The sequence below is a fragment of the Pseudomonas sp. 8(2025) genome, assembly GCF_052665325.1.
Map to the genome: position 1 here is coordinate 663916 of NZ_JBQOIE010000001.1, position 22118 is coordinate 686033.

At 63.6% G+C, this 22118-nt stretch carries 23 protein-coding genes and 1 pseudogene; 11 read left to right on the plus strand and 13 right to left on the minus strand.

The features are described 5' to 3' along the window. Positions 1-282 precede the first annotated feature (282 nt). Positions 283-1386, plus strand: coding sequence for a choline metabolism transcriptional regulator GbdR (locus ACUXVH_RS03150; RefSeq protein WP_011063935.1), 1104 nt, complete (start codon positions 283-285; stop codon positions 1384-1386). Here the strand turns inward: ACUXVH_RS03150 and aac(6') are convergent. Continuing rightward, positions 1387-1833, minus strand: a pseudogene (aac(6'), locus tag ACUXVH_RS03155) (aminoglycoside 6'-N-acetyltransferase). A gap of 62 nt (positions 1834-1895) precedes the next feature. After that, the gene (locus tag ACUXVH_RS03160) at positions 1896-2159 is read right to left on the minus strand and encodes a hypothetical protein (protein WP_015637320.1); all 264 of its coding nucleotides are present in this window, start codon (positions 2157-2159) and stop codon (positions 1896-1898) included. A 314-nt stretch (positions 2160-2473) separates the two neighbouring features. On the opposite strand from ACUXVH_RS03160, the gene ACUXVH_RS03165 reads away from it, so the two are divergent. Beyond that, complete coding sequence (locus ACUXVH_RS03165) at positions 2474-2719, plus strand: DUF4952 domain-containing protein (protein WP_445493891.1); 246 nt, start codon at positions 2474-2476, stop codon at positions 2717-2719. Positions 2720-3156: 437 nt separating this feature from the next. On the opposite strand, the gene ACUXVH_RS03170 is transcribed toward ACUXVH_RS03165, so the two are convergent. The 5 genes from ACUXVH_RS03170 to ACUXVH_RS03190 form a co-directional block, all read right to left on the minus strand. After that, the gene (locus tag ACUXVH_RS03170; protein WP_445493893.1) at positions 3157-4317 is read right to left on the minus strand and encodes a gamma-butyrobetaine dioxygenase; all 1161 of its coding nucleotides are present in this window, start codon (positions 4315-4317) and stop codon (positions 3157-3159) included. A gap of 24 nt (positions 4318-4341) precedes the next feature. Beyond that, a complete protein-coding gene (locus ACUXVH_RS03175; protein ID WP_210457961.1) occupies positions 4342-4818 on the minus strand; it encodes a thioesterase family protein in 477 nt (158 codons plus the stop codon). A gap of 108 nt (positions 4819-4926) precedes the next feature. After that, the gene (locus ACUXVH_RS03180; RefSeq protein ID WP_019095258.1) at positions 4927-5892 is read right to left on the minus strand and encodes an L-carnitine dehydrogenase; all 966 of its coding nucleotides are present in this window, start codon (positions 5890-5892) and stop codon (positions 4927-4929) included. A 159-nt stretch (positions 5893-6051) separates the two neighbouring features. Further along, positions 6052-6939 carry a BKACE family enzyme gene (locus ACUXVH_RS03185; protein WP_019095257.1) on the minus strand — a complete coding sequence of 296 codons (888 nt, stop codon included), beginning with the start codon at positions 6937-6939 and terminating at the stop codon, positions 6052-6054. An 88-nt stretch (positions 6940-7027) separates the two neighbouring features. After that, positions 7028-7972: a choline ABC transporter substrate-binding protein gene (locus ACUXVH_RS03190; RefSeq protein WP_445493896.1), complete on the minus strand. Its 945-nt coding sequence runs from the start codon at positions 7970-7972 to the stop codon at positions 7028-7030. A gap of 194 nt (positions 7973-8166) precedes the next feature. Between ACUXVH_RS03190 and ACUXVH_RS03195 the strand changes: the two genes are divergently transcribed. Then, positions 8167-9111: a GlxA family transcriptional regulator gene (locus ACUXVH_RS03195; RefSeq protein WP_262213793.1), complete on the plus strand. Its 945-nt coding sequence runs from the start codon at positions 8167-8169 to the stop codon at positions 9109-9111. Positions 9112-9192: 81 nt separating this feature from the next. Here the strand turns inward: ACUXVH_RS03195 and ACUXVH_RS03200 are convergent, their stop codons facing one another. The 5 genes from ACUXVH_RS03200 to ACUXVH_RS03220 all read right to left on the minus strand — a co-directional run bounded on the left by ACUXVH_RS03200 (position 9193) and on the right by ACUXVH_RS03220 (position 11903). Then, a complete protein-coding gene (locus ACUXVH_RS03200; protein WP_262213794.1) occupies positions 9193-9831 on the minus strand; it encodes a hypothetical protein in 639 nt (212 codons plus the stop codon). A 48-nt stretch (positions 9832-9879) separates the two neighbouring features. Then, the gene (locus tag ACUXVH_RS03205; RefSeq protein WP_262213795.1) at positions 9880-10293 is read right to left on the minus strand and encodes a DUF3010 family protein; all 414 of its coding nucleotides are present in this window, start codon (positions 10291-10293) and stop codon (positions 9880-9882) included. 34 nt (positions 10294-10327) lie between these two features. Then, the gene (locus ACUXVH_RS03210) at positions 10328-10651 is read right to left on the minus strand and encodes a helix-turn-helix domain-containing protein (protein ID WP_015637312.1); all 324 of its coding nucleotides are present in this window, start codon (positions 10649-10651) and stop codon (positions 10328-10330) included. Further along, entirely contained in the window at positions 10635-10889 is a 255-nt protein-coding gene (locus ACUXVH_RS03215; RefSeq protein WP_011063923.1) for a type II toxin-antitoxin system RelE family toxin, read from the minus strand. The genes ACUXVH_RS03210 and ACUXVH_RS03215 overlap by 17 nt, the downstream gene beginning before the upstream one ends. Before the next feature lie 99 nt (positions 10890-10988). After that, positions 10989-11903: a LysR family transcriptional regulator gene (locus ACUXVH_RS03220; protein WP_011063922.1), complete on the minus strand. Its 915-nt coding sequence runs from the start codon at positions 11901-11903 to the stop codon at positions 10989-10991. A gap of 181 nt (positions 11904-12084) precedes the next feature. On the opposite strand from ACUXVH_RS03220, the gene ACUXVH_RS03225 reads away from it, so the two are divergent. The 3 genes from ACUXVH_RS03225 to ACUXVH_RS03235 are packed head-to-tail and all read left to right on the plus strand — an operon-like array spanning position 12085 to position 14334. Further along, entirely contained in the window at positions 12085-13422 is a 1338-nt protein-coding gene (locus ACUXVH_RS03225) for a nucleobase:cation symporter-2 family protein (RefSeq protein WP_011063921.1), read from the plus strand. Positions 13423-13477: 55 nt separating this feature from the next. Continuing rightward, positions 13478-13987 (plus strand): nucleoside deaminase, encoded by a 510-nt coding sequence (locus tag ACUXVH_RS03230; protein ID WP_041120175.1) that lies wholly within the window; start codon positions 13478-13480, stop codon positions 13985-13987. Then, positions 13984-14334: a hydroxyisourate hydrolase gene (locus tag ACUXVH_RS03235; RefSeq protein WP_220223383.1), complete on the plus strand. Its 351-nt coding sequence runs from the start codon at positions 13984-13986 to the stop codon at positions 14332-14334. Before ACUXVH_RS03230 ends, ACUXVH_RS03235 begins: the two co-directional genes overlap by 4 nt. A gap of 108 nt (positions 14335-14442) precedes the next feature. On the opposite strand, the gene ACUXVH_RS03240 is transcribed toward ACUXVH_RS03235, so the two are convergent. Continuing rightward, positions 14443-14844 (minus strand): lysozyme inhibitor LprI family protein, encoded by a 402-nt coding sequence (locus tag ACUXVH_RS03240; RefSeq protein WP_019095253.1) that lies wholly within the window; start codon positions 14842-14844, stop codon positions 14443-14445. 235 nt (positions 14845-15079) lie between these two features. Here ACUXVH_RS03240 and ACUXVH_RS03245 point away from each other — a divergent pair, with 235 nt between their 5' ends. From ACUXVH_RS03245 to etfA, 5 genes are all read left to right on the plus strand, one after another. Then, positions 15080-16057, plus strand: coding sequence for a dipeptidase (locus ACUXVH_RS03245; RefSeq protein WP_445493901.1), 978 nt, complete (start codon positions 15080-15082; stop codon positions 16055-16057). A 161-nt stretch (positions 16058-16218) separates the two neighbouring features. Further along, the gene (locus ACUXVH_RS03250) at positions 16219-16749 is read left to right on the plus strand and encodes a 4-vinyl reductase (protein ID WP_011063916.1); all 531 of its coding nucleotides are present in this window, start codon (positions 16219-16221) and stop codon (positions 16747-16749) included. Between the two features lie 15 nt (positions 16750-16764). Beyond that, positions 16765-18825, plus strand: coding sequence for a dimethylglycine demethylation protein DgcA (gene dgcA, locus ACUXVH_RS03255; RefSeq protein WP_065365108.1), 2061 nt, complete (start codon positions 16765-16767; stop codon positions 18823-18825). Positions 18826-18939: 114 nt separating this feature from the next. Further along, positions 18940-20889 (plus strand): dimethylglycine demethylation protein DgcB, encoded by a 1950-nt coding sequence (gene dgcB / locus ACUXVH_RS03260; RefSeq protein ID WP_194238011.1) that lies wholly within the window; start codon positions 18940-18942, stop codon positions 20887-20889. Next, positions 20889-22109, plus strand: coding sequence for an electron transfer flavoprotein subunit alpha (gene etfA / locus ACUXVH_RS03265; RefSeq protein WP_445493905.1), 1221 nt, complete (start codon positions 20889-20891; stop codon positions 22107-22109). Before dgcB ends, etfA begins: the two co-directional genes overlap by 1 nt. Positions 22110-22118: the final 9 nt, after the last annotated feature.

Here is a 22118-nt window from a genome sequence, read left to right on the forward strand (position 1 = left end):
GCCCGCCCCTGTGCGAAGTGCCTGCCGCGCAAGTGCTACCTAACTGCTCACAGCTCTCTGGGCCTGGCCATCGCACGCCGACGGCGGCGCTTCTTATCCGCACATTGACAAGGGCTATGTAGACACGTCGCGACGTCGTTTTCAGGAGTTATTGAATGCCCATTCAACTTTAGGCATGGCAATTGCTCTGTGAATATCAAGCCCGTCTCCCTTGAGGAACAGGGCACATAAAAAGAGCCTCCGCCTGAGGCCATCACCAGCTTTGTGTGAGGAGATATCGCGATGACGTCGTTCAACTCCGGGGCCCAACCCCAGAACCGTGCGCCTCAATCCATCGGCTTTCTGCTGCTGGACAATTTCACGCTGATTTCCCTGGCCTCCGCAGTCGAACCCCTGCGCATGGCCAACCAACTGTCCGGTCGCGAGCTGTATCGCTGGACCACCCTCAGCGTCGATGGTGGCCAGGTCTGGGCCAGTGACGGTCTGCAGATCACCCCCGATGCCGCGATGCACAAAGCTCCCAGCCTCGATACCGTGATTGTCTGCGGCGGTATCGGCATCCAGCGCACCGTCACCCGCGAACATGTGTCCTGGCTGCAGAGCCAGGCCCGCCAGTCGCGCCGTCTGGGCGCGGTGTGTACCGGCAGCTGGGCCCTGGCCTGCGCCGGCCTGCTGGACGGCTTCGATTGCAGCGTGCACTGGGAATGCCTGGCGTCGATGCAGGAAGCCTTTCCCCGGGTGGCCATGAGCACCCGCCTGTTCACCCTCGACCGCAACCGCTTCACCAGCTCCGGCGGCACCGCGCCGCTGGACATGATGCTGCACCTGATCAGCCGCGATCATGGCCGCGAGCTGTCGGCGGCGATCTCGGAAATGTTCGTCTACGAGCGCATCCGCAACGAGCAGGATCACCAGCGCGTACCCCTCAAGCACATGCTGGGCACCAACCAGCCCAAGCTGCAGGAAATCGTCGCCCTGATGGAAGCCAACCTCGAAGAGCCGATCGACCTCGACGAACTGGCGGTGTACGTCGCCGTGTCCCGGCGACAGCTGGAGCGGCTGTTCCAGAAGTACCTGCATTGCTCGCCGTCGCGCTACTACCTCAAGCTGCGGCTGATCCGCGCCCGGCAACTGCTCAAGCAGACTCCCATGTCGATCATCGAAGTGGCGTCGGTCTGTGGTTTTGTCTCCACGCCGCACTTCTCCAAGTGCTACCGCGAGTACTTCGGTATTCCACCGCGTGACGAGCGCATCGGTTCCAACACCACCCAGCAGGTGGCGATGATGCCGCTGCCGCAAGCCATGGTTTTGGCGCCGCTGTCCGGGCCATTGTCGGCCCTGAGCCAGGCACGCAACGAATCGACCTTCGCCAGCGTGCGCCTGTAGTCACAGGCGTTTCTTGAAATACACCACGCGCTCGGTTTCCTCGAAACCCAGCGCGTGGTGCAGATCCTGGCTGGCCAGGTTGTCGAGGCTGGTGTCCGAGGCCATTTCCACGCATCCCTGTTGTTGCCCCCAATAGGCGACCTGCTCGATCAGGCGCTGGGCAATGCCCTGGCGACGATGCCCGGGGGCCACATAGATGCCTTAAAGAAAGACCACGGGGGAGCTGTCGGTGCCGTTGACGTAGTCGTGGCGCAATGCAGCCTCGGCCAGGCCCACGGCCTCACCGTTCTCGGTGCAGGCCAGCCAGCAGCCGTAGCGCTGGGGCTCGGCCAGAATCTGCTGGATTTCGGCCTGGTGTTCATCCTGCGGGCAATCGGGCCACAGGCCCTGGCGCAATTGCAGCCACCCGCCAGCGTTGGCGGATGAACCAGGTTCAATGGGGGTCATGAGCGGGCCTGTGGTTTGTGGAGGAAACCCACTTTAGCAACCCGCCCGGGCCCCGGGGGCGTTCACGCGCGTTTTTGCTGCTGGTACTCGGCCAGGGCCGGCAGCAGTTGGCGGTCGATGGCCTGGCGTACGGCAGGCAGGATGGTCGCATTGCCGGTGAGCATCTGCTCGACCATGCCCTTGAGCGCCTTGGCCCGTGCATCGCTCAAGCCCCTTACCGCACATTCGCAGGCCTGCTCGGCGCTGGCGCCTGCGGGCATTTCGAAACCCAGGGCCCGGAGTTGTCCCAGCAGGTCGTCCTGGTCAATCAGATCCGCGTGCATCATGACTCTTATCCTTGTTCAGGGAGCGTGGTCGTGAGCCGATTCTGGTAGGGCGTCCGGGTGGCGGCAAGGGCAGATTGTCGCGATGGCCCGTTTACCTATGAACAGGTCGTTTTCGGCTAAGTCGATGGCCATGGCCGGTTGCCACAGCGTTGGGAAAAGGCGGCGCAATCAAGTCTTGCGGCGCTTGCTTGTGAGGCCTCGGGCTTGCCTGAAGGGTGGGGTAATGAGCGTTCCTGCCGCGCAAAGACTTTCTGTGCCAGCGCTGGGTGTTCGGTAGGATGGCCGCCGAGTGGCAAGGCATGGAGCTGGAGTGGATGAAAGTGATGTTCAGAATGGGGTTCGCCTGTTTGTTGTTGATGGTTTCCGGCGCCGCTCTGGCCGCTCCCGAGTGCGACGATTTTCTGAAGGCCATGACCGATCCACCGAAGTCCCTGGAGTTTTTCCGTTGTGAGTCGAGGCCCCAGGATCAGGGCGCACCGCTGACTGCCAGTTACCGGGTCAAAGGTAAGGACGCCCATGAGGTAGAGCGCTATCTGCAGCGGGAGTTGGGGGGGCAGTAGGGGCTCAGGTTTGTCTGCTGCGGCTGGGAAACGAAGGGCTTCATTTCCTATAGGGATAGAAAGACCGGGCGTAATTACCAGATTGGCATGGGCTCTGAAGAGACGCCCTACAACCAGCGCCAGGATTGGCACAAGATCGGCTATTTCTATGTGACGGTGGTGCTGTATACCGAGGACATCTGAAGGCGTGGCAGTGGCCCTATTACCTATGAGCAGGTCGCTCTCGGCTAACTCGCGGGAAGGCAGAGTGGGCAGACTGAAACCAGCTCGCGTCGTGTCGGTTTGGTCACCTTCTCACCGCAGCTCCTCAGAAGTAGTCCCTGCCTCGATCCTGTCACGGCTTGATCGGGGCTTTTTTTTGCCTGTGGAAAGCTCTCCGGCAAGTTTCGCCGGCAAGCCGGCTCCTACAGGGGAGCCGGGGGCGGGAGGGGTGAGGATCAGCGCTGCAGCACCAGGATTCTGGAGAGCAGTTCGTCGCGGTCGATGTAGCAGCCCTGGAAGTGCCGGGCGCCGCTGGCCGGGTCGAAGGCGTTGCGCGCGTGCAGGGTGCGGCGGTTGTCGAAGCACCAGAGCTGGCCCGGGTCCAGGCGGCGAATGACCCGGAACCGGGCTTCGCGGGTCAGGGCGATAAAGCGCCGGTAGGCGCGGTACAGCCGGGGCATCTGTTCTTCCGTGGTGTCGAAGGGGCCACGCAGGAAATTGGCCATGCGGATTTCCGCGACCTGGCCCCGGGCATCCAGGGCGATGACCGGTGCCAGGCAGCGGTAGTCGCTGTGGCGGTCCTTGTTGCGAAACTCCACGGGAATTTCGCACAGGGCGCGGAACGCCTCGGGGTCTTCCCGGCGCAAGGCGTCGGCAATGGCGAAGCCGTCGACGAAAATGCTTTCGCCGCCTACCGCGTCATTCACCAGGCAATGCAGGAATTGCAGCCCCGGTTGCAGCTCGCGGGTCGGCAAGTCGCTGTGCAGCGGCAGATTGAAGGCGGTGTAGGCGTTGCTGTCGGCATCGGCCTTGGACTGCACGTTGAACAGCACGCCGAAATTGCTTTCGCGGATAAACGAAATACGCCGCGCAATCAGGGCCAGCGAGCCGGGTTCGGTGGGCGCGCCACGGACCTGGGTCAGGCCGGTATCGCGCAGGGCCAGCAGCCATTGCAGCAGCACCTGGGGGTCCTCCATCAGCGCCTGGTACTGGAACACGGGCAGTTGCAGGCTGGCGTCCCACAGCGAGTGCCGGGCCTTGACGGCCTGCCGTTCTTCGCGCGACTGTCGATCATAGGCATGGGCCCGCAGCCAGCCGGGGTCGAAGCGGCTGCGGTGGCCGTCCGCCCAGTCGAGGTTCAGGCAGCCGTCGGCATCAATGCGTGCGGCGTTGCACTCGAGGTCTTCGGCAACATCGACGATTTCCAGCACCTGTTCGCGGGTCACGCTGTAGACGCATTGCGGGCAAGGGCAGTTGTCCCGCAGCCATTGATGGTGAAAAGGGCTGAGACGGCCGTCGGCCCAGTGCACCTGGAGCCGGTCCGGCAGGACCTGGACAGTGGCCAGTGCGCTGATCAACGGGTAACTGCGGTAGTCGGCAAGGGCGGCGGTGTTCACGGCGATCTCCTTTTATTCTGAGGGCTATTTTTCCGCGGGCAGGGCGATCACCCGGCCGAGGCAGGCCGGGCGCGGCAGGTCCGCCTGCTCGGCGGCCAGGGTTTGCAGGCGTTGCAGCACCGGCTCGCTGAACGGCGCCGAACGCGGCCCGGCCAGGTCGACGTGGAGCAGCATCTGTTCGTTGCCGGCCAGCTCCTGGGGATCACCGACCTTGTGCAGGCTGTGGTAGAGGTGCAGGCGCTTGCGGTCGTGGCCGATGATCTGGGTGCGCACTTCGACCTCGGTGTCGAGCTTCACCTCGTGCAGGTAGTTCAGGTGCAGTTCCAGGGTGAACAGCGAGTGGCCGCTGGCTTCGCGGTTATCGCTGTCGAGCCCCAGGCGATCCATCAGGGCGTCAGTGGCATAGCTGAAGATCAGCAGGTAGAAGGCATCGCGCAGATGGCCGTTGTAATCGACCCAGTCGCTGATGATGCGGGTGCTGTAGGTGGTCAGGGCAGGCATAAGGTCACCGGATAACGGTAGGAGCCGGCTTGCCGGCGAAGGCGTCCGTTGGGTTTGCGCCTGGCTTGGCGGCCCGTTCGCCGGCAAGCCAGTTCCTACGGGGTTGGGTTAGTCGTGAAAGTGCATGCCGTGCTTGGCCTTGGTGGTTTTCACCGCCTCCAGCACCGCCAGCAGGCAGTCATCACGATAGCGCTCCAGGGCCGCAATGCTGTGGGTGCCCAGTTGCTCGGCGGTGCCTTCGACCACGTCGTCGATCAGCTTGTCGGTCAGCTCCGGGGCCGGCAGGTAGGTCCAGGGCAGTTGCAGCGCCGGGCCGAACTGGGCCATGAAGTGGCGCATGCCGGCGTCGCCGCCCGCCAGGGTATAGGTGAGGAAGGTGCCCATGAACGACCAGCGCAGGCCGGCACCAAAGCGGATCGCATCGTCGATTTCCCCGGTGGTCGCCACGCCGTCGTTGACCAGGTGCAGGGCCTCGCGCCACAGCGCTTCGAGAAGACGGTCGGCGATGAACCCGGGTACTTCCTTGCGCACGTGAAGGGCGCGCATCCCCAGGGATTCATAGACCTTGATCGCGGCCTGGACCGCTTCGGGCGCGGTGCGCTTGCCGCCCACCACCTCCACCAGTGGCAGCAGGTACACCGGGTTGAACGGGTGGCCCACCACGCAGCGTTCCGGGTGGGTCGAGCCCTCGTAGAATTCGCTGGGCAAAAGGCCCGAGGTGCTGGAGCCGATCAGCGCCTCAGGCTTGGCCGCGGCGCTGATTCTGCTGTGCAGTTCCAGCTTGAGCTCCAGGCGTTCGGGAGCGCTTTCCTGGATGAAGTCGGCATCCTTCACGCATTCCTCGATGGTGTCGACGAAGCGCAGGCGCTGTTGTGATGCTCCGGGGGCCAGCCCTTGTTTTTCCAGCGCGCCCCAGGCGTTGGCGACGCGCTTGCGCAGGGCCGCTTCGGCGCCAGGCGCCGGGTCCCAGGCCACTACGTCGAGGCCGTGGGCCAGGGCACGGGCCACCCAGCCGCTGCCGATCACGCCACTGCCCAGGGCGGCGAAAGTTTTGATGTCGGTAATAAAAGTCATCGCGTCTTCCTGGATAAAGAGTTCGTAGGAGCTGGCTTGCCAGCGAAGCTATTGTCGGCCTTGCGGGCCCCTTCGCCGGCACGCCGGCTGCTATGAGCTCGGATGTGACGGCCTCTTCGCGAGCAAGCTCGCTCCTACGGGGGGAGAGGTGGATTGGGGTTAGCCGCGTTGCTTCAGGCCCATCTTCTGGCGGCCTTCGGCCGGGGTCAGGACCCGGGCGCCGAGGCGGCTGAGGATTTCCGTGGCCCGTTCCACCAGTTGGCCGTTGGTGGCGAGCACGCCGCGATCCAGCCACAGGTTGTCTTCCAGGCCGACCCGCACGTTGCCCCCCAGCAGCACCGCTTGCGCAGCCATGGGCATCTGCATGCGGCCAATCCCGAAGCCGGCCCAGACCGCGTCCGCCGGCAGGTTGTCGACCATGGCCTTCATGGTGGTGGTGTCCGCCGGGGCGCCCCAGGGAATGCCCAGGCACAGCTGGAACAGCGGGTTGTCCAGCAGGCCTTCCTTGATCATCTGCTTGGCGAACCACAGGTGCCCGGTGTCGAAGATTTCCAGCTCGGCCTTCACTCCCAGCTCCTGGATACGCTTGGCGCCGGCCCGCAGCTGGGCCGGGGTGGAGACGTAGATGGTGTCGCCGTCGCCGAAGTTCAGGGTGCCGCAGTCCAGGGTGCAGATCTCCGGCAGCAGTTCCTCGACGTGGGCCAGGCGGGTCAAGGGGCCGACCAGGTCGGTGTTGGGGCCGAACTCCATGGGGTTCTCGCCGCCGCCGATCTCCAGGTCGCCGCCCATGCCGGCGGTGAGGTTGACGATGATGTCGATGTCGGCCTCGCGGATCCGCTCCATCACTTCGCGGTACAGCGCCACATCGCGGCTGAACTTGCCGGTGGCGGGGTCGCGCACATGGCAGTGCACCACGGTGGCGCCGGCCTTGGCGGCTTCTACGGCGGCCGCGGCGATCTGTTTCGGGGTGACCGGCACGTGCGGGCTCTTGGCGGTCGTGTCGCCAGCACCGGTGAGTGCGCAGGTGATGATGACGTCGTGGTTCATGGTGCGGTTCCTTACAGGCGTGTTTGCTGAGGGCGTGAGGTGGCCGTGCGCAGCCCAGGGCGGGCTGCGGGGCGGCAGTGGCGGTGGCTTATTTGCTGGTCAGTTGCAGGTGTTCGGCGGCCGGCTTGCCATCGAAGGTGGTGACCCCTTCCAGCCAGCGCTGCTGGTCCTGCGGGTGGTCCTTGAGCCATTGCCGCGCGGATTCCAGGGCATCCTTGTGATCCAGCAGCGGCTGCATCATGCGGCTCTCGTCTTCGGCGCTGAAGGTCAGGTTGGTCAACAGACGGTGCACGTTCGGGCACTGCTCGGCGTAGTTAGGCGCGGTGACGGTCCACACCGTGGCCTGGCCTTCGTTGGGCCCCAGGGCGTTTTCGCTGCCGCTGAGGTAGGTCATCTTGAAGTTGACGTTCATCGGGTGCGGCGCCCAACCGAAGAACACGATGGCTTCGTTGCGTTTCACCGCCCGGGCCACCGCCGACAACATGCCCGCCTCACTGGACTCCACCAACTGGAACTTGCCCAGGCCGAACTGGTTCTTGGCGATCATTTCCTTGATCTGGGTATTGGCTCCCGAACCCGGTTCGATGCCGTAGATCTTGCCCCCCAGTTCCTTCTGGAACCTGGCGATGTCGGCAAAGGTCTTCAGCCCCTTGTCCGCCAGGTAGGCCGGCACGGCCAGGGTGGCGCGGGCGTCCTTGAGGCTCGGTTCGGCCAGGACCTTGACCTGGTTGGCGTCTACGAAGGGGGTGATGGTCTGGGTCATCAGCGGGTTCCAGTAGCCCAGGAACAGGTCCAGGCGCTGGTCACGGATGCCGGCAAAGATGATCTGCTGGGAAGCACTGGTCTGCTTGGTCTTGTAGCCGAGGCCGTCGAGCAGGACCTGGGTCAGGGCGCTGGTGGCGATCACGTCGGTCCAGTTGACCACGCCCAGGCGCACGTTCTGGCAACTGGCGGCATCGGCGGCCAGGGCCCCGCTGCTCAGAAAAACGCTACTACTAAGCGCAAGCACACAGCTGCTGATCAGTCGTTTCATGATGCTTTCCTCGGCAGGTCGTTATTGTCGGTCCCGGCGTCTTTGTGCGCAGGTGTTGCCAAGGTACGCAGGCGCCGCCGGTGGCAAGCGCACAGCGGCGACCGACTCTTGCACTGCAGCGACCTGCCCCCTTGTGGCACGGGGGCATTTGGCGTATCAAAAGGCCCACGCTGGCCGTCACCGGAGTGCGTTGCATGTCCCAGGACTTCTATTTCCTGCTGATGCCGGGGTTTTCCGCCATCGGTTTCATCTCGGCCATCGAGCCGCTACGGGTGGCCAACCGCTTTCGTGGCGAGCTGTACCGCTGGCATGTGCTGAGCGCCGACGGCGGCGCGGTGCTGGCCAGCAATGGCATGTCGGTGAATGTCGATGCGGCCCTGGAGCCGCTGAAGAAAGGCGCAACCTTGTGGGTGGTGGCCGGTTTCGAGCCGCTGAAGTTTCTCACCCCGGCCCTGGAGCACTGGTTGCGGCGGCTGGAGGTGGAGGGCGTGACCCTGGGCGGGATCGACACCGGTAGCGTGATCCTCGCCGAGAGCGGTTTGCTGGAGGGGCACCGGGTGACTTTGCACTGGGAGGCCATCGAGGCCTTCAAGGAGTCCTACCCGCAACTGAGCGTGACCCAGGAGCTGTTCGAGATCGATCGACGGCGCATCACCTGTGCCGGCGGCACGGCGTCCATCGACATGATGCTCGACCTGATCGCCCAGGCCCACGGCCCGCAACTGGCGGTCCAGGTCAGCGAGCAGTTCGTGCTGGGGCGCATCCGCCCGCGCAAGGATCACCAGCGCATGGAAGTCGCCAGCCGCTACGGCATCAGCAACAAGAAGCTGGTGCAGGTGATCGGCGAAATGGAACAGCACAGTGAACCGCCCCTGAGCACCCTGGCCCTGGCCGAGTCGATCAAGGTCACCCGGCGCCAGCTGGAGCGCCTGTTCCGCCTGCACCTCAACGACACCCCGAGCAATTTCTACCTGGGCCTGCGCCTGGAGAAAGCCCGCAAACTGCTGCGCCAGACCGACATGAGCGTGCTGGAGGTGAGCATTGCCTGTGGGTTTGAATCGCCGTCCTACTTCACCCGCAGTTACCGCGCGCGTTTCGTGAATTGTCCCCGGGAAGACCGTAGGGTCTCGATTAGTTGAAAAAACAAACTCGCTTTTGAGGATAGTTCGATAGCGCTTTCGGTGAGCTTAAGCTTTAAGGGGCTAGGTTATAAATATAAGCTATCCGAAATAGACATACTGGATGTTTTGGATCAGTAGGAAGGCTAGGCAAATAAAGCCAAATGCATAAAACGTCATAATGATTTTTGTGATGGTGGGGCGCTCAACATTGAAGGCGCCTTTAATGTTGGAGAAAGCGTCAGCGTGATGTTCTGTACTCACAGTACATGCATCAAACCTATTCCTAAGGTTACTGATGTAGCTTTTTTCAGCTTCGTTGCTAGTCACATGTCCGAAAAAATCTTTTATGAGTGTATCTTGGTAATCGGCGGAACTTCTCTCTAGTAACTCTTCGAACATTTGCTTTAGTGACTCGAAGCTGCCTTCTTTTTCTTTGAACTCAGCAAAGGTCTTATAATCTTTTATTATTTTTGGTGCGTATAAAGAGTATAAAATATTTGCGGTTGTGAACAGAAGAGTAGCGCCATATAAGACTTTTAAGCTGAATGGAATGTCCCAGTTCAATAAGATTGGGGTTTGAAAAATTCCTAGGTTTATTTCTGAAGGAAATTTCTCGGTTAGTTTTGCAAGTATTGGTATCGCAATAAACCAGAAGCTGATCGATTTAATTGCCTTGGAGTTGCCTAGACCACTCAGGGTGGTCCATGTAATTGGGTTTTTTTTGATGCTGTATTTCATTTTCTTTCCTTGAAGTGTCTTTCTAGTTTCTAAAGCGATTCGTTGCTTTTAAATCTTGAGTGCTGTGCAGGCTACCTTATAGGCTTCGTGCTGGTATTTGTTGAGGCTCGCGGCCAGAGCGAAGCCGTGCTTCTTGTACTGGGCGTTGATGGTCTGGGGCGACAGCAGGGTCACCTCGCAATTCTCCAGCAACTGAAACACGCCTTCGATCTTGAAGGTGGTGGGGCCGCCGGCGAACTCGCCTTTCTTGCTGCGCTTCTTGATGGCGATGCGGGTGATCCCGTGTTCGCGCACGAAGGCCCCGACCTGGCTGGCGAAGGCCCTGACGTTGGCGGCCTCGTCATCGTCTTCCAGGGCGATTTTCTTGGTGGCCAGCGGCTGGTGTTGCACCGCGCCGTCTTGCAGGGTGGCGAGGGCGAAGATGGCTTCGCTGCCTTTGATCTCGATACCGCAGATGCTCATGGGGAACCCTTTCAATCAGTGAGTGAGGCGCAGCTTACAGCTCCAGCTGGTCGGCGCGTATGCCGAAGGCGGCGGCGATCTTTTCCCGGGTGGCCCGGCGCGGCCGGGCGACGCTTTCCTGCTGGGCAAAGGCCGGCTGGGAGATCCCCAGGCGCCTGGCGACTTCGTCCTGGGTGAGGTGCAGGTGCTCGCGCCAGGCGCGGATCGGCGTGGCGCCGTCGACCATGCGGCTGACCACGTCATGGGGTATCAGATCGGCTTCCTTGTACTGCGCCATGTACTGCGCGTAGGGAATCACCACGAATGCCGGGCTGCCGTCCGGGCCGTGGATGATCTGGATGTCAGTAGGTACGTTCATCACGTTTCTTGACCTCTTGAACACTGACGATGTGTATGGCTCCGTCCCAGTCGAACAGGACCCGGTACTGCCCGACCCGAAGACGATAGGCATAAGTGTGGCCGGACAGGGCTTTGACGTTGCCACTGGCGGGCATGTCGGCCAGCAGGGCAATCGCATCGCGAACCTGGACCTGATGCTCGTGGTGCAGTCGCATCAACTGCTTGACCGCTTTTCTACTCCAGAGGATCTCGTTCATGGCGGACTATATAAGTCTTTTATAAGGAATGCGAATCCTTGCTTATATTTCCTGCCCGGCCAAGTGCAGAACCTTGTCCCTTTGTTGCCCGCGCCAGCATTACCAGGTCGTGGACTGCCCGCGCCGGTCCACCTCGTACACCTTCTGGCGCAGCAGCCGCTCCTTGAGCCAGCGCTCGGCCTTGCCCATCACCCGTTGTCGGGCCCAGAGCAGGTCGACGCCGATCAGCCAGTCGGTATGGGGGTAGGCCCCCAGTTGCAGTTCCACCAGCTCGCCCTTGGCCAGTTCACGCTGGATCAGTTGCCGCGGCAGGGTGGCCCAGCCCAGGCCGGCGCGGACCATTTCCAGCAGCGCCAGGTAGTTTTCCGCCTGCCACAGCTGGGTGGAGCGCAGGTATTCGCTGCTGGGCAGCTTGTTGGCGTGGGCGCTGAAGGCCAGGCGCCGGTGCACATGCAGGTCGTCGAAGGTCACGCTGTCGAGCTGCGCCAGCGGGTGGTCCGGGTGGCAGACGTGCAACATGATCAGCTTGCCCAATTGCTGGAACTCCAGCTCCTGGGGGTAGCCCGGTTGCGAGAAGGCGATGCCCAGCACCGCCTCACCCCGGGCCACCAGCTCGCTGGCGTCCCCGGACAGCGGGTGGCGGATCAGCAGGTCGACATAGGGAAAGGCCTGTTCGAACTCCCGCAGGGCCGGCATCAGCGGGCCATAGGGGGTTTCGATGACGATCGACAGGTGTGGCTCCACCACCTGCGACAGGCAGTCGGCGTTGGCCTGCAGGGTCAGGCAGCGCTCCAGCACCGCCTCGGCCTGCAGCAGCATCTTCTGCCCGGTGGCCGTCAGCACCGGGCTGCGAGCGCTGCGGTCGAACAGCTCGACCCCCAGGTCCGCCTCCAGGTTGCCGATGGCCACGCTGACCGTGGACTGGGTCTTGCCCAGCTTGCGTGCGGCGGCCGAGAACGAGCCGCTTTGCGCGGCCTGTACGAACATCTGCAGTTGATCCAGCGAAAAGCGCATCGCGGCTCCCGGCCCTGGAAGAGGGCTGTCTGATCCATCGTTAAAAACGATGGCTGCTCATTTGTTTCATCGTATTCAAGCACAGATCATGGCCCCGACGTCCGTACTTCCTGCCGGCGGCGCTTGCCCCGGATGCCTGCCAAAACAAAAGCAAAAGCTGCACCTTCAGGAGACCTGCGACATGACAATTTCCCGCGTGCATCCCGTGGACGAGGTCCTGCCCGTCCGCCAGCTGTTCACCTTCGGCCTGCAGCATGTGCTGGTGATGTATGCCGGTGCGGTGGCGGTGCCGTTGATTCTAGGCAATGCCCTGGGCCTGACCCCGGCGCAGGTGGTGCTATTGATCAACGCCAACCTGCTGACCTCGGGCATCGCCACCCTGGTCCAGACCCTGGGGTTCTGGCGTTTTGGCGCGCGGCTGCCGTTGATCCAGGGCTGTTCGTTCATCGCCCTGGCACCGATGATCATGATCGGCAAGCAGTTCGGCCTGACCGAGGTGTTCGGCGCGGTGATCGCCGCAGGCGTCATCACCATTGCCCTGGCGCCGCTGTTCAGCCGTCTGCTGCGGTTTTTCCCGCCCGTAGTGATCGGCAGCCTGATCACCATCATCGGCATTTCCCTGATGCCGGCAGCGGCGATCTGGCTCGGCGGCGGCAACCCCGCGGCGGACGATTTCGGCGCGCCGGCCAACCTGCTGCTGGGGCTGGCCACGGTAGCGGTGACGCTGGTGATCTACGGCAAGTTCTCGGGCTTTATCGGCAACCTCAGCGTGCTCATCGGCTTGCTGGTGGGCAGCCTGATCGCCGCGGCGTTCGGCATGACCGACTTTGCCCAGGTGAGCCAGGCGGCCTGGTTCGAACTGAGCCGGCCCATGGCGTTTGGGGCTCCACAGTTTTCCCTGGTGCCGATCCTGATCATGACCCTGGCGATGCTGGTGATCATGGCCGAGACCACCGGCAACTGCCTGGCCATCGGCAAGCTCACCGGCAAGCCGACCACTCAGCGCACCCTGGGCGATGCGTTCCGCGCCGATGGCCTGTCGACCCTGCTCGGCGGCCTGTTCAACAGCTTTCCCTACAACGCCTTTACCCAGAACACCGGGCTGATCGCGCTGTCCAGGGTCAAGAGCCGCTTCGTGGTGGCTGCGGCCGGGGCAATCATGGTGCTCATGGGGCTGTTTCCCAAGCTGGGTGCCCTGGTGGCCGCGGTGCCGACCCCGGTGCTTGGCGGTTGCGCCATCGTGATGTTCGGCATGACTACAGTGGCCGGCATCCAGGAACTGTCGCGGGTGCCGTTCGAAGGTACGCGCAACGCCATCGTGGTGGCGGTGTCGGTCAGCGTCGGGGTGCTGCCGATGTCCTTCCCGGCGCTGTTCGCCCATCTGCACGGTCCCCTCAGGCTGGTGCTGGAAAGCGGCATCTTCCTTGGCGCCATCACCGCCATCGTTCTCAACCTGCTGCTCAATCCCCGTGAGGCCGCCGCCCAGGTGCTGGCAGCCCATGTCGAGCTCAATGACTGACGTTTTTCTCGCCGCCATTGCTGTGGCGGCTCCTGCCCATGAAAAGGAGGTCAAGATGACCCAGATTCTTTCTTCCATCCCTGCCGGTGTCACCGAACTGGACCTGCACTTGCTGCGCCAGAGCATCCAGCTCGCCGAAGAGGCCAAGGCCCGCGGCCGTCATCCGTTCGCGGCCCTGGTGGCCGATCGCGACGGCAAGGTCATCGCCAGCGCCGGCAACAACTCGATGCCCCCCGAAGGCGACCCGACCCAGCACGCCGAACTGGCGGCAGCGGCGCTGGCGGCCAAGCGCCTCAGCCCCCAGGCCCTGGCCGAGTGCACCCTGTACACCAGCGCCGAGCCCTGCTGCATGTGCGCCGGGGCCATCTACTGGACCGGCATTGGTCGGGTGGTCTACGCCTTGTCCGAACATGAGCTGCTGGAGTTGACCGGCGACCACCCGGAAAACCCGACCTTTTCCCTGCCGTGCCGCGAAGTGTTCGCCCGTGGGCAGCGGCAGATCCCGGTGTTCGGGCCGATGCTTGAGAGCGAGGCCGCGCTGGCGCACAAGGGCTTCTGGAAATGAACGGCGGCCTATCCATCCATGTGGTGGACGTCGCCAGCGGCAAGGTGGCCGAAGGCATGGCGGTGCGGGTGCGCCGCCTGGACGGCGAGCTGCTCTGCGCAGGGCGAATTGCCGGCAACGGCTTGCTGAGCGAGCTTGCCGAGCGCTCGGCGAGCTTCGGCCAGGGCGTCTACGAAGTGGAGCTGGACGTGGCGGCGTTCTATCGCGAGCAAGGCCAGGCGCTGCCGCCGGTGCCCTTCCTCGAGGTGCTGGTGTACCGCTTCGGCCTGGATGATCCGCGCCAGCACTACCACCTGCCGTTCAAGCTCACCGCCTGGGGCGTCTCGTGCTTTCGCGGTGGCGCCTGACCCGGCGCTGACCTGTAGGAGCGAGCTTGCTCGCGAAACGCTCGCAGCCACCACAACCGGTTCGCCAGAGCGCTTTTCGCGGGCCGGCCCGCTCCTAGCGGTGGCGGGTCATTCCTGGGCGATGGATTCGATGAACTCCGAGCGTTCGTCGCTCATGCGCGCCAGGCAGTCATTGGTGGCGATGGTGTAGGCCTTGGTGCCGGGCTTGGCCGGAAAGGACTCCATCGCGCAGTCGGCGTCGCGCTGCTTCTGCCACAGTTGCTGGGCATTTTTGACCTTGGCGCTGATGTCGGCCAGTTGCCCTTTGTCGCTGCCATAGAGGGTACCCAGGCGTTCCAGCAGGCTCTGCACGTTGTCGCCCAGCAGCTGTTCGGCGGTGGTCCTGTTGTAGGTCGCGCATTCCAGGGTCTGCACGTCGTTTTCCACGCCGTCGCAGGGCGTGTTGTCGGCCTCTTCGGCCGCCTGTACGCCTGTCGTTATCAGTAACAAGGCCAGGAAGATCGGTTTCATTGCAGCGCTGCCCTCATCCAGTGACGCTTTCGTTGAAGCGGCGAATTCTGGCGCAAGCCCCGGGCAAAGAACAGAGGCCACCCATGCCCTCCGTCCGGCCCTTTGTCGGCGCTTGACGCTTTCGGCAATTCCCCTGTCGTTTTTGCACCCAGGCGCCCCGGCCCTCAAGCATATGCTGACCCCAAAGCGCCGGCAGACGATTCGGCGCATGAATCGCCAATAAGGGGACAGCCTGATGAGCCCAGCCGAACTACACGCCGACAGCATCGTTATCGACGGGCTGATCATTGCCAAGTGGAACCGCGAGCTGTTCGAGGACATGCGCAAGGGCGGCCTGACCGCAGCCAACTGCACCGTGTCGGTTTGGGAAGGTTTCCAGGCCACGGTCAACAACATTGCCTCCAGCCAGAAGCTGATACGCGAAAACAGCGACCTGGTGATGCCCGTGCGCACCACCGCGGACATTCGCAAGGCCAAGGAGCTGGGCAAGACCGGCATCCTCTTCGGCTTCCAGAATGCCCATGCCTTCGAAGACCAGATCGGCTACGTCGAGGTGTTCAAACAGCTGGGCGTGGGCATCGTGCAGATGTGCTACAACACCCAGAATCTGGTGGGCACCGGCTGCTACGAGCGTGATGGCGGGCTCTCCGGGTTCGGCCGCGAGATCGTCGCCGAGATGAACCGCGTCGGGGTCATGTGCGACCTGTCCCACGTTGGTTCCAAGACCAGCGAGGAAGTGATCCTCGAATCCAAGAAGCCGGTCTGCTACTCCCACTGCCTGCCGTCGGGCCTCAAGGAGCACCCGCGCAACAAGTCCGATGCCGAACTGAAATTCATCGCCGACCACGGCGGTTTCGTCGGCGTGACCATGTTCGCGCCGTTCCTGGCCAAGGGCATCGACTCCACTATCGACGACTACGCCGAAGCCATCGAATACACCATGAACATCGTCGGTGAAGATTCGATTGGCATCGGCACCGACTTCACCCAGGGCCATGGCCAGGACTTCTTCGAATACCTGACCCACGACAAGGGCTACGCCCGGCGCCTGACCAACTTCGGCAAGATCATCAATCCCCTGGGCATTCGCACCGTGGGCGAGTTCCCCAACCTCACCGAGACCCTAATCAAGCGCGGCCACAGCGAGCGCGTGGTGCGCAAGATCATGGGCGAGAACTGGGTCAGCGTCCTGAAGGACGTCTGGGGCGAATAAGGCCACCCCCCACAGCACATTCCTGTAGCCGCTGCCGCAGGCTGCGATCGGCTCCGAAGGAGACGCGCTCTTGCGGCCCTCGGAAGGCTCTTCGAGCCTTTTCGCAGCCTGCGGCAGCGGCTACAGACGTACTTATCCACAGAATCCCGGAGTTTTGAAACATGGCCAAGATCGCCCCGCAATTGCCTATCGAAGTCGACAGCGAAACCGGTGTCTGGACCTCCGACGCCCTGCCGATGCTCTACGTGCCACGGCATTTCTTCGTCAACAACCACATGGGCATCGAGGAGGTATTGGGCGCCGATGCCTACGCCGAGATCCTCTACAAGGCCGGCTACAAGTCCGCCTGGCACTGGTGTGAAAAAGAAGCCGAATGCCATGGCCTGGAAGGCGTCGCGGTGTTCGAGCACTACATGAAGCGCCTGTCCCAGCGCGGCTGGGGCCTGTTCAAGATCCAGGACATCGACCTGGATAAAGGCACCGCCAGCGTCAAGCTCGAACACTCGGCCTTCGTCTACGTGTACGGCAAGGTCGGGCGCAAGGTGGACTACATGTTCACCGGCTGGTTCGCCGGTGCCATGGACCAGATCCTGGCGGCCCGTGGCAGCAAGATCCGCACCGTGGCAGAGCAGGTTTACGGTGGTTCCGAAGAAGGCCACGACGATGGCCTGTTCGTCGTCAAACCGTTGTAAGCGGAGTTAAGAAAAATGGCTTTCGAAGCGATGTTCCAGCCGATCCAGATCGGCAAACTGACCATCCGCAACCGTGTGCTGAGCACTGCGCACGCCGAGGTCTACGCCACCGACGGCGGCATGACGACTGAACGGTATGTGAAGTACTACGAGGAAAAGGCCAAGGGCGGCATCGGCCTGGCGATCTGTGGTGGTTCCTCGGTGGTGGCCATCGACAGCCCCCAGGAGTGGTGGAGCTCGGTGAACCTGTCCACCGACCGCATCATCCCGCATTTCCAGAACCTGGCCGACGCCATGCACAAGCACGGCGCCAAGATCATGATCCAGATTACCCACATGGGCCGGCGCTCGCGCTGGGACGGTTTCAACTGGCCGACCCTGATGTCGCCGTCCGGGGTGCGCGAGCCAGTGCACCGCGCCACCTGCAAGACCATCGAGCCGGAGGAGATCTGGCGGGTGATCGGCAACTACGCCCAGGCCGCGCGCCGGGCCAAGGCCGGTGGCCTGGACGGTGTCGAGCTGTCGGCGGTGCACCAGCACATGATCGACCAGTTCTGGAGCCCACGGGTCAACAAGCGCACCGACGAATGGGGCGGCACCTTCGAGAAACGCATGCGTTTCGGCCTGGAAGTGCTCAAGGCGGTACGCGCTGAAGTGGGCGACGATTTCTGCGTGGGCATGCGCCTGTGCGGCGACGAGTTCCACCCGGACGGCCTGTCCCATGAGGACATGAAGCAGATCGCCAAGTACTACGACGACACCGGCATGCTGGACTTCATCGGCGTGGTGGGTTCGGGCTGCGACACCCACAACACCCTGGCCAACGTGATCCCCAACATGAGCTTCCCGCCGGAGCCGTTCCTGCACCTGGCGGCGGGCATCAAGGAAGTGGTCAAGGTCCCGGTGCTGCACGCACAGAACATCAAGGACCCGAACCAGGCCACGCGGATTCTCGAAGGCGGTTACGTCGACATGGTGGGCATGACCCGCGCGCACATGGCCGACCCGCACCTGATCGCCAAGATCAAGATGGGCCAGATCGACCAGATCAAGCAGTGCGTCGGCGCCAACTACTGCATCGACCGCCAGTACCAGGGCCTGGACGTGCTGTGCATCCAGAACGCCGCCACGTCCCGTGAATACATGGGCGTGCCGCACATCATCGAGAAAACCACCGGCATCAAGCGCAAGGTGGTGGTGGTCGGTGCCGGTCCTGCCGGTATGGAAGCCGCTCGCGTCGCCGCCGAACGCGGCCATGACGTGACCCTGTTCGAGAAGAAGGAAGCCATTGGCGGGCAGATCACCACGGCCTCCAAGGCGCCGCAACGGGACCAGATCGCCGGTATCACCCGCTGGTACCAGCTGGAGCTGGCGCGCCTGAAAGTCGACCTGCGCCTGGGCACCGCGGCGGACAGCGCGACCATCCTCGACCTGCGCCCCGACGTGGTGGTGCTGGCCGTGGGCGGCCATCCGTTCATCGAGCAGAACGAGCACTGGGGCGCCGCCGAAGGGTTGGTGGTCAGCAGTTGGGACATCCTCGACGGCAAGGTGGCGCCGGGCAAGAACGTGCTGGTGTACGACACCATCTGTGAGTTCACCGGCATGTCGGTCACCGACTTCATCGCCGACAAGGGTTCGCAAGTGGAAATCGTCACCGACGACATCAAGCCGGGCATCGCCGTGGGCGGCACCTCGTTCCCTACCTACTACCGCAGCCTGTACCCCAAGGAAGTGATCATGACCGGGGACCTGACCCTGGAGAAGGTGTACCGCGAGGGCGACAAGCTGGTGGCGGTGCTGGAAAACGAATACACCGGCGCCCGGGAAGAACGGGTGGTGGACCAGGTGGTGGTGGAAAACGGCGTGCGTCCTGACGAAGAGCTCTACTACGGGCTCAAGGAAGGTTCGCGCAACAAGGGCCAGATGGACGTCGAGGCGCTGTTTGCGATCAAGCCGCAGCCGTGCCTGAGCGAGACGGGGGAGGGCTACCTGTTGTTCCGCATCGGCGACTGCGTGTCCCAGCGCAACACCCATGCCGCGATCTACGACGCACTGCGCCTGTGCAAGGATTTCTAAGCCACTTCCTGTAGGAGCCGGCTTGCCGGCGATCGGCACTGGCGAGATACCGCGTGCTGCCTGATCGCTGGCAAGCCAGCTCCTACAAGGCCCCAGGTCTTTGGGAGCTCCACCATGTTGAACACCCTTCTTCCCATTCTGTTGTTCGCCGCCATCGGCCTTGCGGTCCTTGGCGCGCTGCGACGCGTGGCCATGTGGCGCCGGGGGCGAGCCTCCAAGGTCGATCTGATTGGCGGCCTGCTGGCCATGCCCAAGCGCTACATGGTGGATCTGCACCACGTGGTGGCCCGGGACAAATACATGGCCAACACCCACGTGGCCACGGCGGGGGGCTTTGTCCTGGCCGCCGTGCTGGCGATCCTGGTGCACGGTTTCGGCCTGCACAACCGCATCCTGGGTTATGCCTTGCTGCTGGCCACCACGCTGATGTTCGTCGGCGCGCTGTTCGTCGCCAAGCGCCGGCGCAACCCGCCGGCGCGGCTGTCCAAAGGGCCGTGGATGCGCCTGCCCAAAAGCCTGCTGGCATTCTCCGTGAGCTTCTTCGTGGCGACCCTGCCGGTGGCCGGGATCCTTCCGGAAAACTTCGGTGGCTGGCTGCTGGCGGCGCTGCTTGCGCTGGGTGTGCTCTGGGGCGTGTCCGAGCTGTTCTTCGGCATGACCTGGGGCGGGCCGATGAAGCACGCCTTCGCTGGTGCCCTGCACCTGGCCTGGCACCGGCGCGCCGAGCGCTTTGGTGGCGGACGCTCCACCGGCCTCAAACCGTTGGACCTGGAAGACCCGAACGCGCCTTTGGGGGTGGAAAAGCCCAAGGACTTCACCTGGAACCAGTTGCTGGGCTTCGACGCCTGCGTGCAGTGCGGCAAGTGCGAGGCGGCATGCCCGGCCTTCGCCGCCGGCCAGCCGCTGAACCCGAAGAAACTGATCCAGGACATGGTGGTCGGCCTGGCCGGCGGTACCGATGCGCAGTTCGCTGGCAGCCCGTACCCTGGCAAGGCCATCGGCGAACACGGCGGCAACCCGCACCAGCCCATCGTCAACGGCCTGGTGGACGCCGAGACCCTGTGGTCCTGCACCACCTGCCGGGCCTGTGTCGAGGAATGCCCGATGATGATCGAACACGTCGATGCCATCGTCGACATGCGTCGCCACCTGACCCTGGAGAAGGGCGCCACGCCGAACAAGGGCGCCGAGGTCCTGGAAAACCTCATTGCCACCGACAACCCCGGCGGCTTCAACCCCGGCGGGCGGATGAACTGGGCGGCGGACCTGAACCTGTCCCTGCTCAGCGACAAACAAAGCACCGACGTGCTGTTCTGGGTCGGCGACGGCGCCTTCGACATGCGCAACCAGCGCACCCTGCGGGCCTTCGTCAAAGTGCTCAAGGCGGCCAAGGTGGACTTCGCCGTGCTCGGCCTGGAAGAGCGCGACAGCGGTGACGTGGCCCGGCGCCTGGGCGACGAAGCGACTTTCCAGCTGCTGGCCAAGCGCAACATCCAGACCCTGGCCAAGTACCGCTTCAAGCGCATCGTCACCTGCGATCCCCACAGTTTCCATGTGCTGAAGAACGAGTACGGCGCCTTCGATGGCAACTACCTGGTGCAGCACCACAGCACCTACCTGGCCGAGCTGATTGGTGCCGGTGCCCTCAATCTGGGCCAGCACAAAGGCAATAGCGTTACCTACCACGACCCGTGCTACCTGGGCCGTTACAACGGTGAATACGAAGCGCCGCGCGAGGTACTGCGGGCCCTGGGCATCGAGATCAAGGAAATGCAGCGCTCGGGCTTCCGTTCCCGTTGCTGCGGCGGTGGCGGCGGCGCGCCGATCACCGACATTCCGGGCAAGCAACGGATTCCCGACATGCGCATGCAGGACATCCGCGAAACCGGCGCCGAGCTGGTGGCCGTGGGTTGTCCACAGTGCACGGCGATGCTCGAAGGGGTGGTGGAGCCGCGGCCGATGATCAAGGACATCGCCGAACTGGTAGCCGATGCCTTGCTCGAAGACGCCGCCCCGAGCAAAGCGCCGGCGTCGGTGAAACCTGAACCTGCGGAGGTGCACTGATGAGCGACATTATCCGCCGCGATCCCCGGGCCGAGTGGATCGCCCGCAACCGCCTGCACCCGCTGCACGCGGCCATGCAGCCGGCGCAACACAGCTGGATGGGGCCCAATGGCCTGATCCGCAAGAACCCCCACGGCATCGGTTTCATCGGCCCCAACGGCCTCAAGCGCATCGACCGCAGTGGCGCCCAGCAGGGCGGCAGCGCCAAGCGCACGGCAGCGGCCGAGGTGCAGTTGCCGCTGCATCAAGTGGCGCAGCCGGCGTTCTACATCAGCGTGGTGCCGGACATGGTCGGTGGCCGCCTGAGCAGCCACGACCGCGACCTGCTGGGCCTGGCCCATCAGTTGGCGGGCCAGGACGGCGCGGTGCTGGCGGTGGTGTTCGGCGAACACAAGGAATCGGCCTTCGCCATCGCGGGTGTCGACCGCCTGCTGGTGCTGCAAGGCAGCGAGTTCGAAGGTTATGCACCGGAGCAACGGGTGCAGGGCCTGCGGGCTGTGGATAACCAGTTCAGCCCGCGCCACTGGCTGCTGCCCGACAGCCGCACCGGCGGCGGCGAACTGGGCCGGCGCCTTGCCGCGGCCCTGGGCGAACGCCCGGCGACCCGGGTCTGGCAGGTCAAGGACGGGCAGTGCATCGGCCGTGCTGGCGCGGGCCTGCAGGACTTGGCGCGGCCGGTGGCGCGCTTGATCCTGGCCGCCGCCGAATGCGCGGAGCCGGTCAGCGAAACCCGCCACGAAGCCTTGCCGGTGGAGTTATCCACAAGCGTGGCCCGCAGCCTGGCGCGGATCGAAGACCTGGGCGCAGTGGCGGTGGACCCGGCGGCGATTCCCATGGCCGAGGCCGAGTTCATCTTTTCCGGGGGCAACGGGGTCAAGGACTGGCCGCTGTTTCACCAGACCGCCGCCGCCCTGGGGGCCACCGAAGGCGCTTCGCGGGTGGCGGTGGACGACGGCTTCATGGCCCGCGACCGGCAAGTGGGGGCCAGTGGTATCTGGGTCACCGCGCGGGTCTATGTGGCGGTGGGGATTTCCGGAGCGATCCAGCACCTGCAAGGCATTGGTGCCTGCGACAAGGTGGTGGCGATCAACCTCGACCCGGGTTGCGACATGATCAAGCGTGCCGACCTGTCGGTGATTGGCGACAGCGCGGAGATTCTCAAGGCCTTGATCGCGGCGGTAGCGGCCTACCGCAACGACGCCAAGCGCGATGCGGCTTAAGGGGATGTT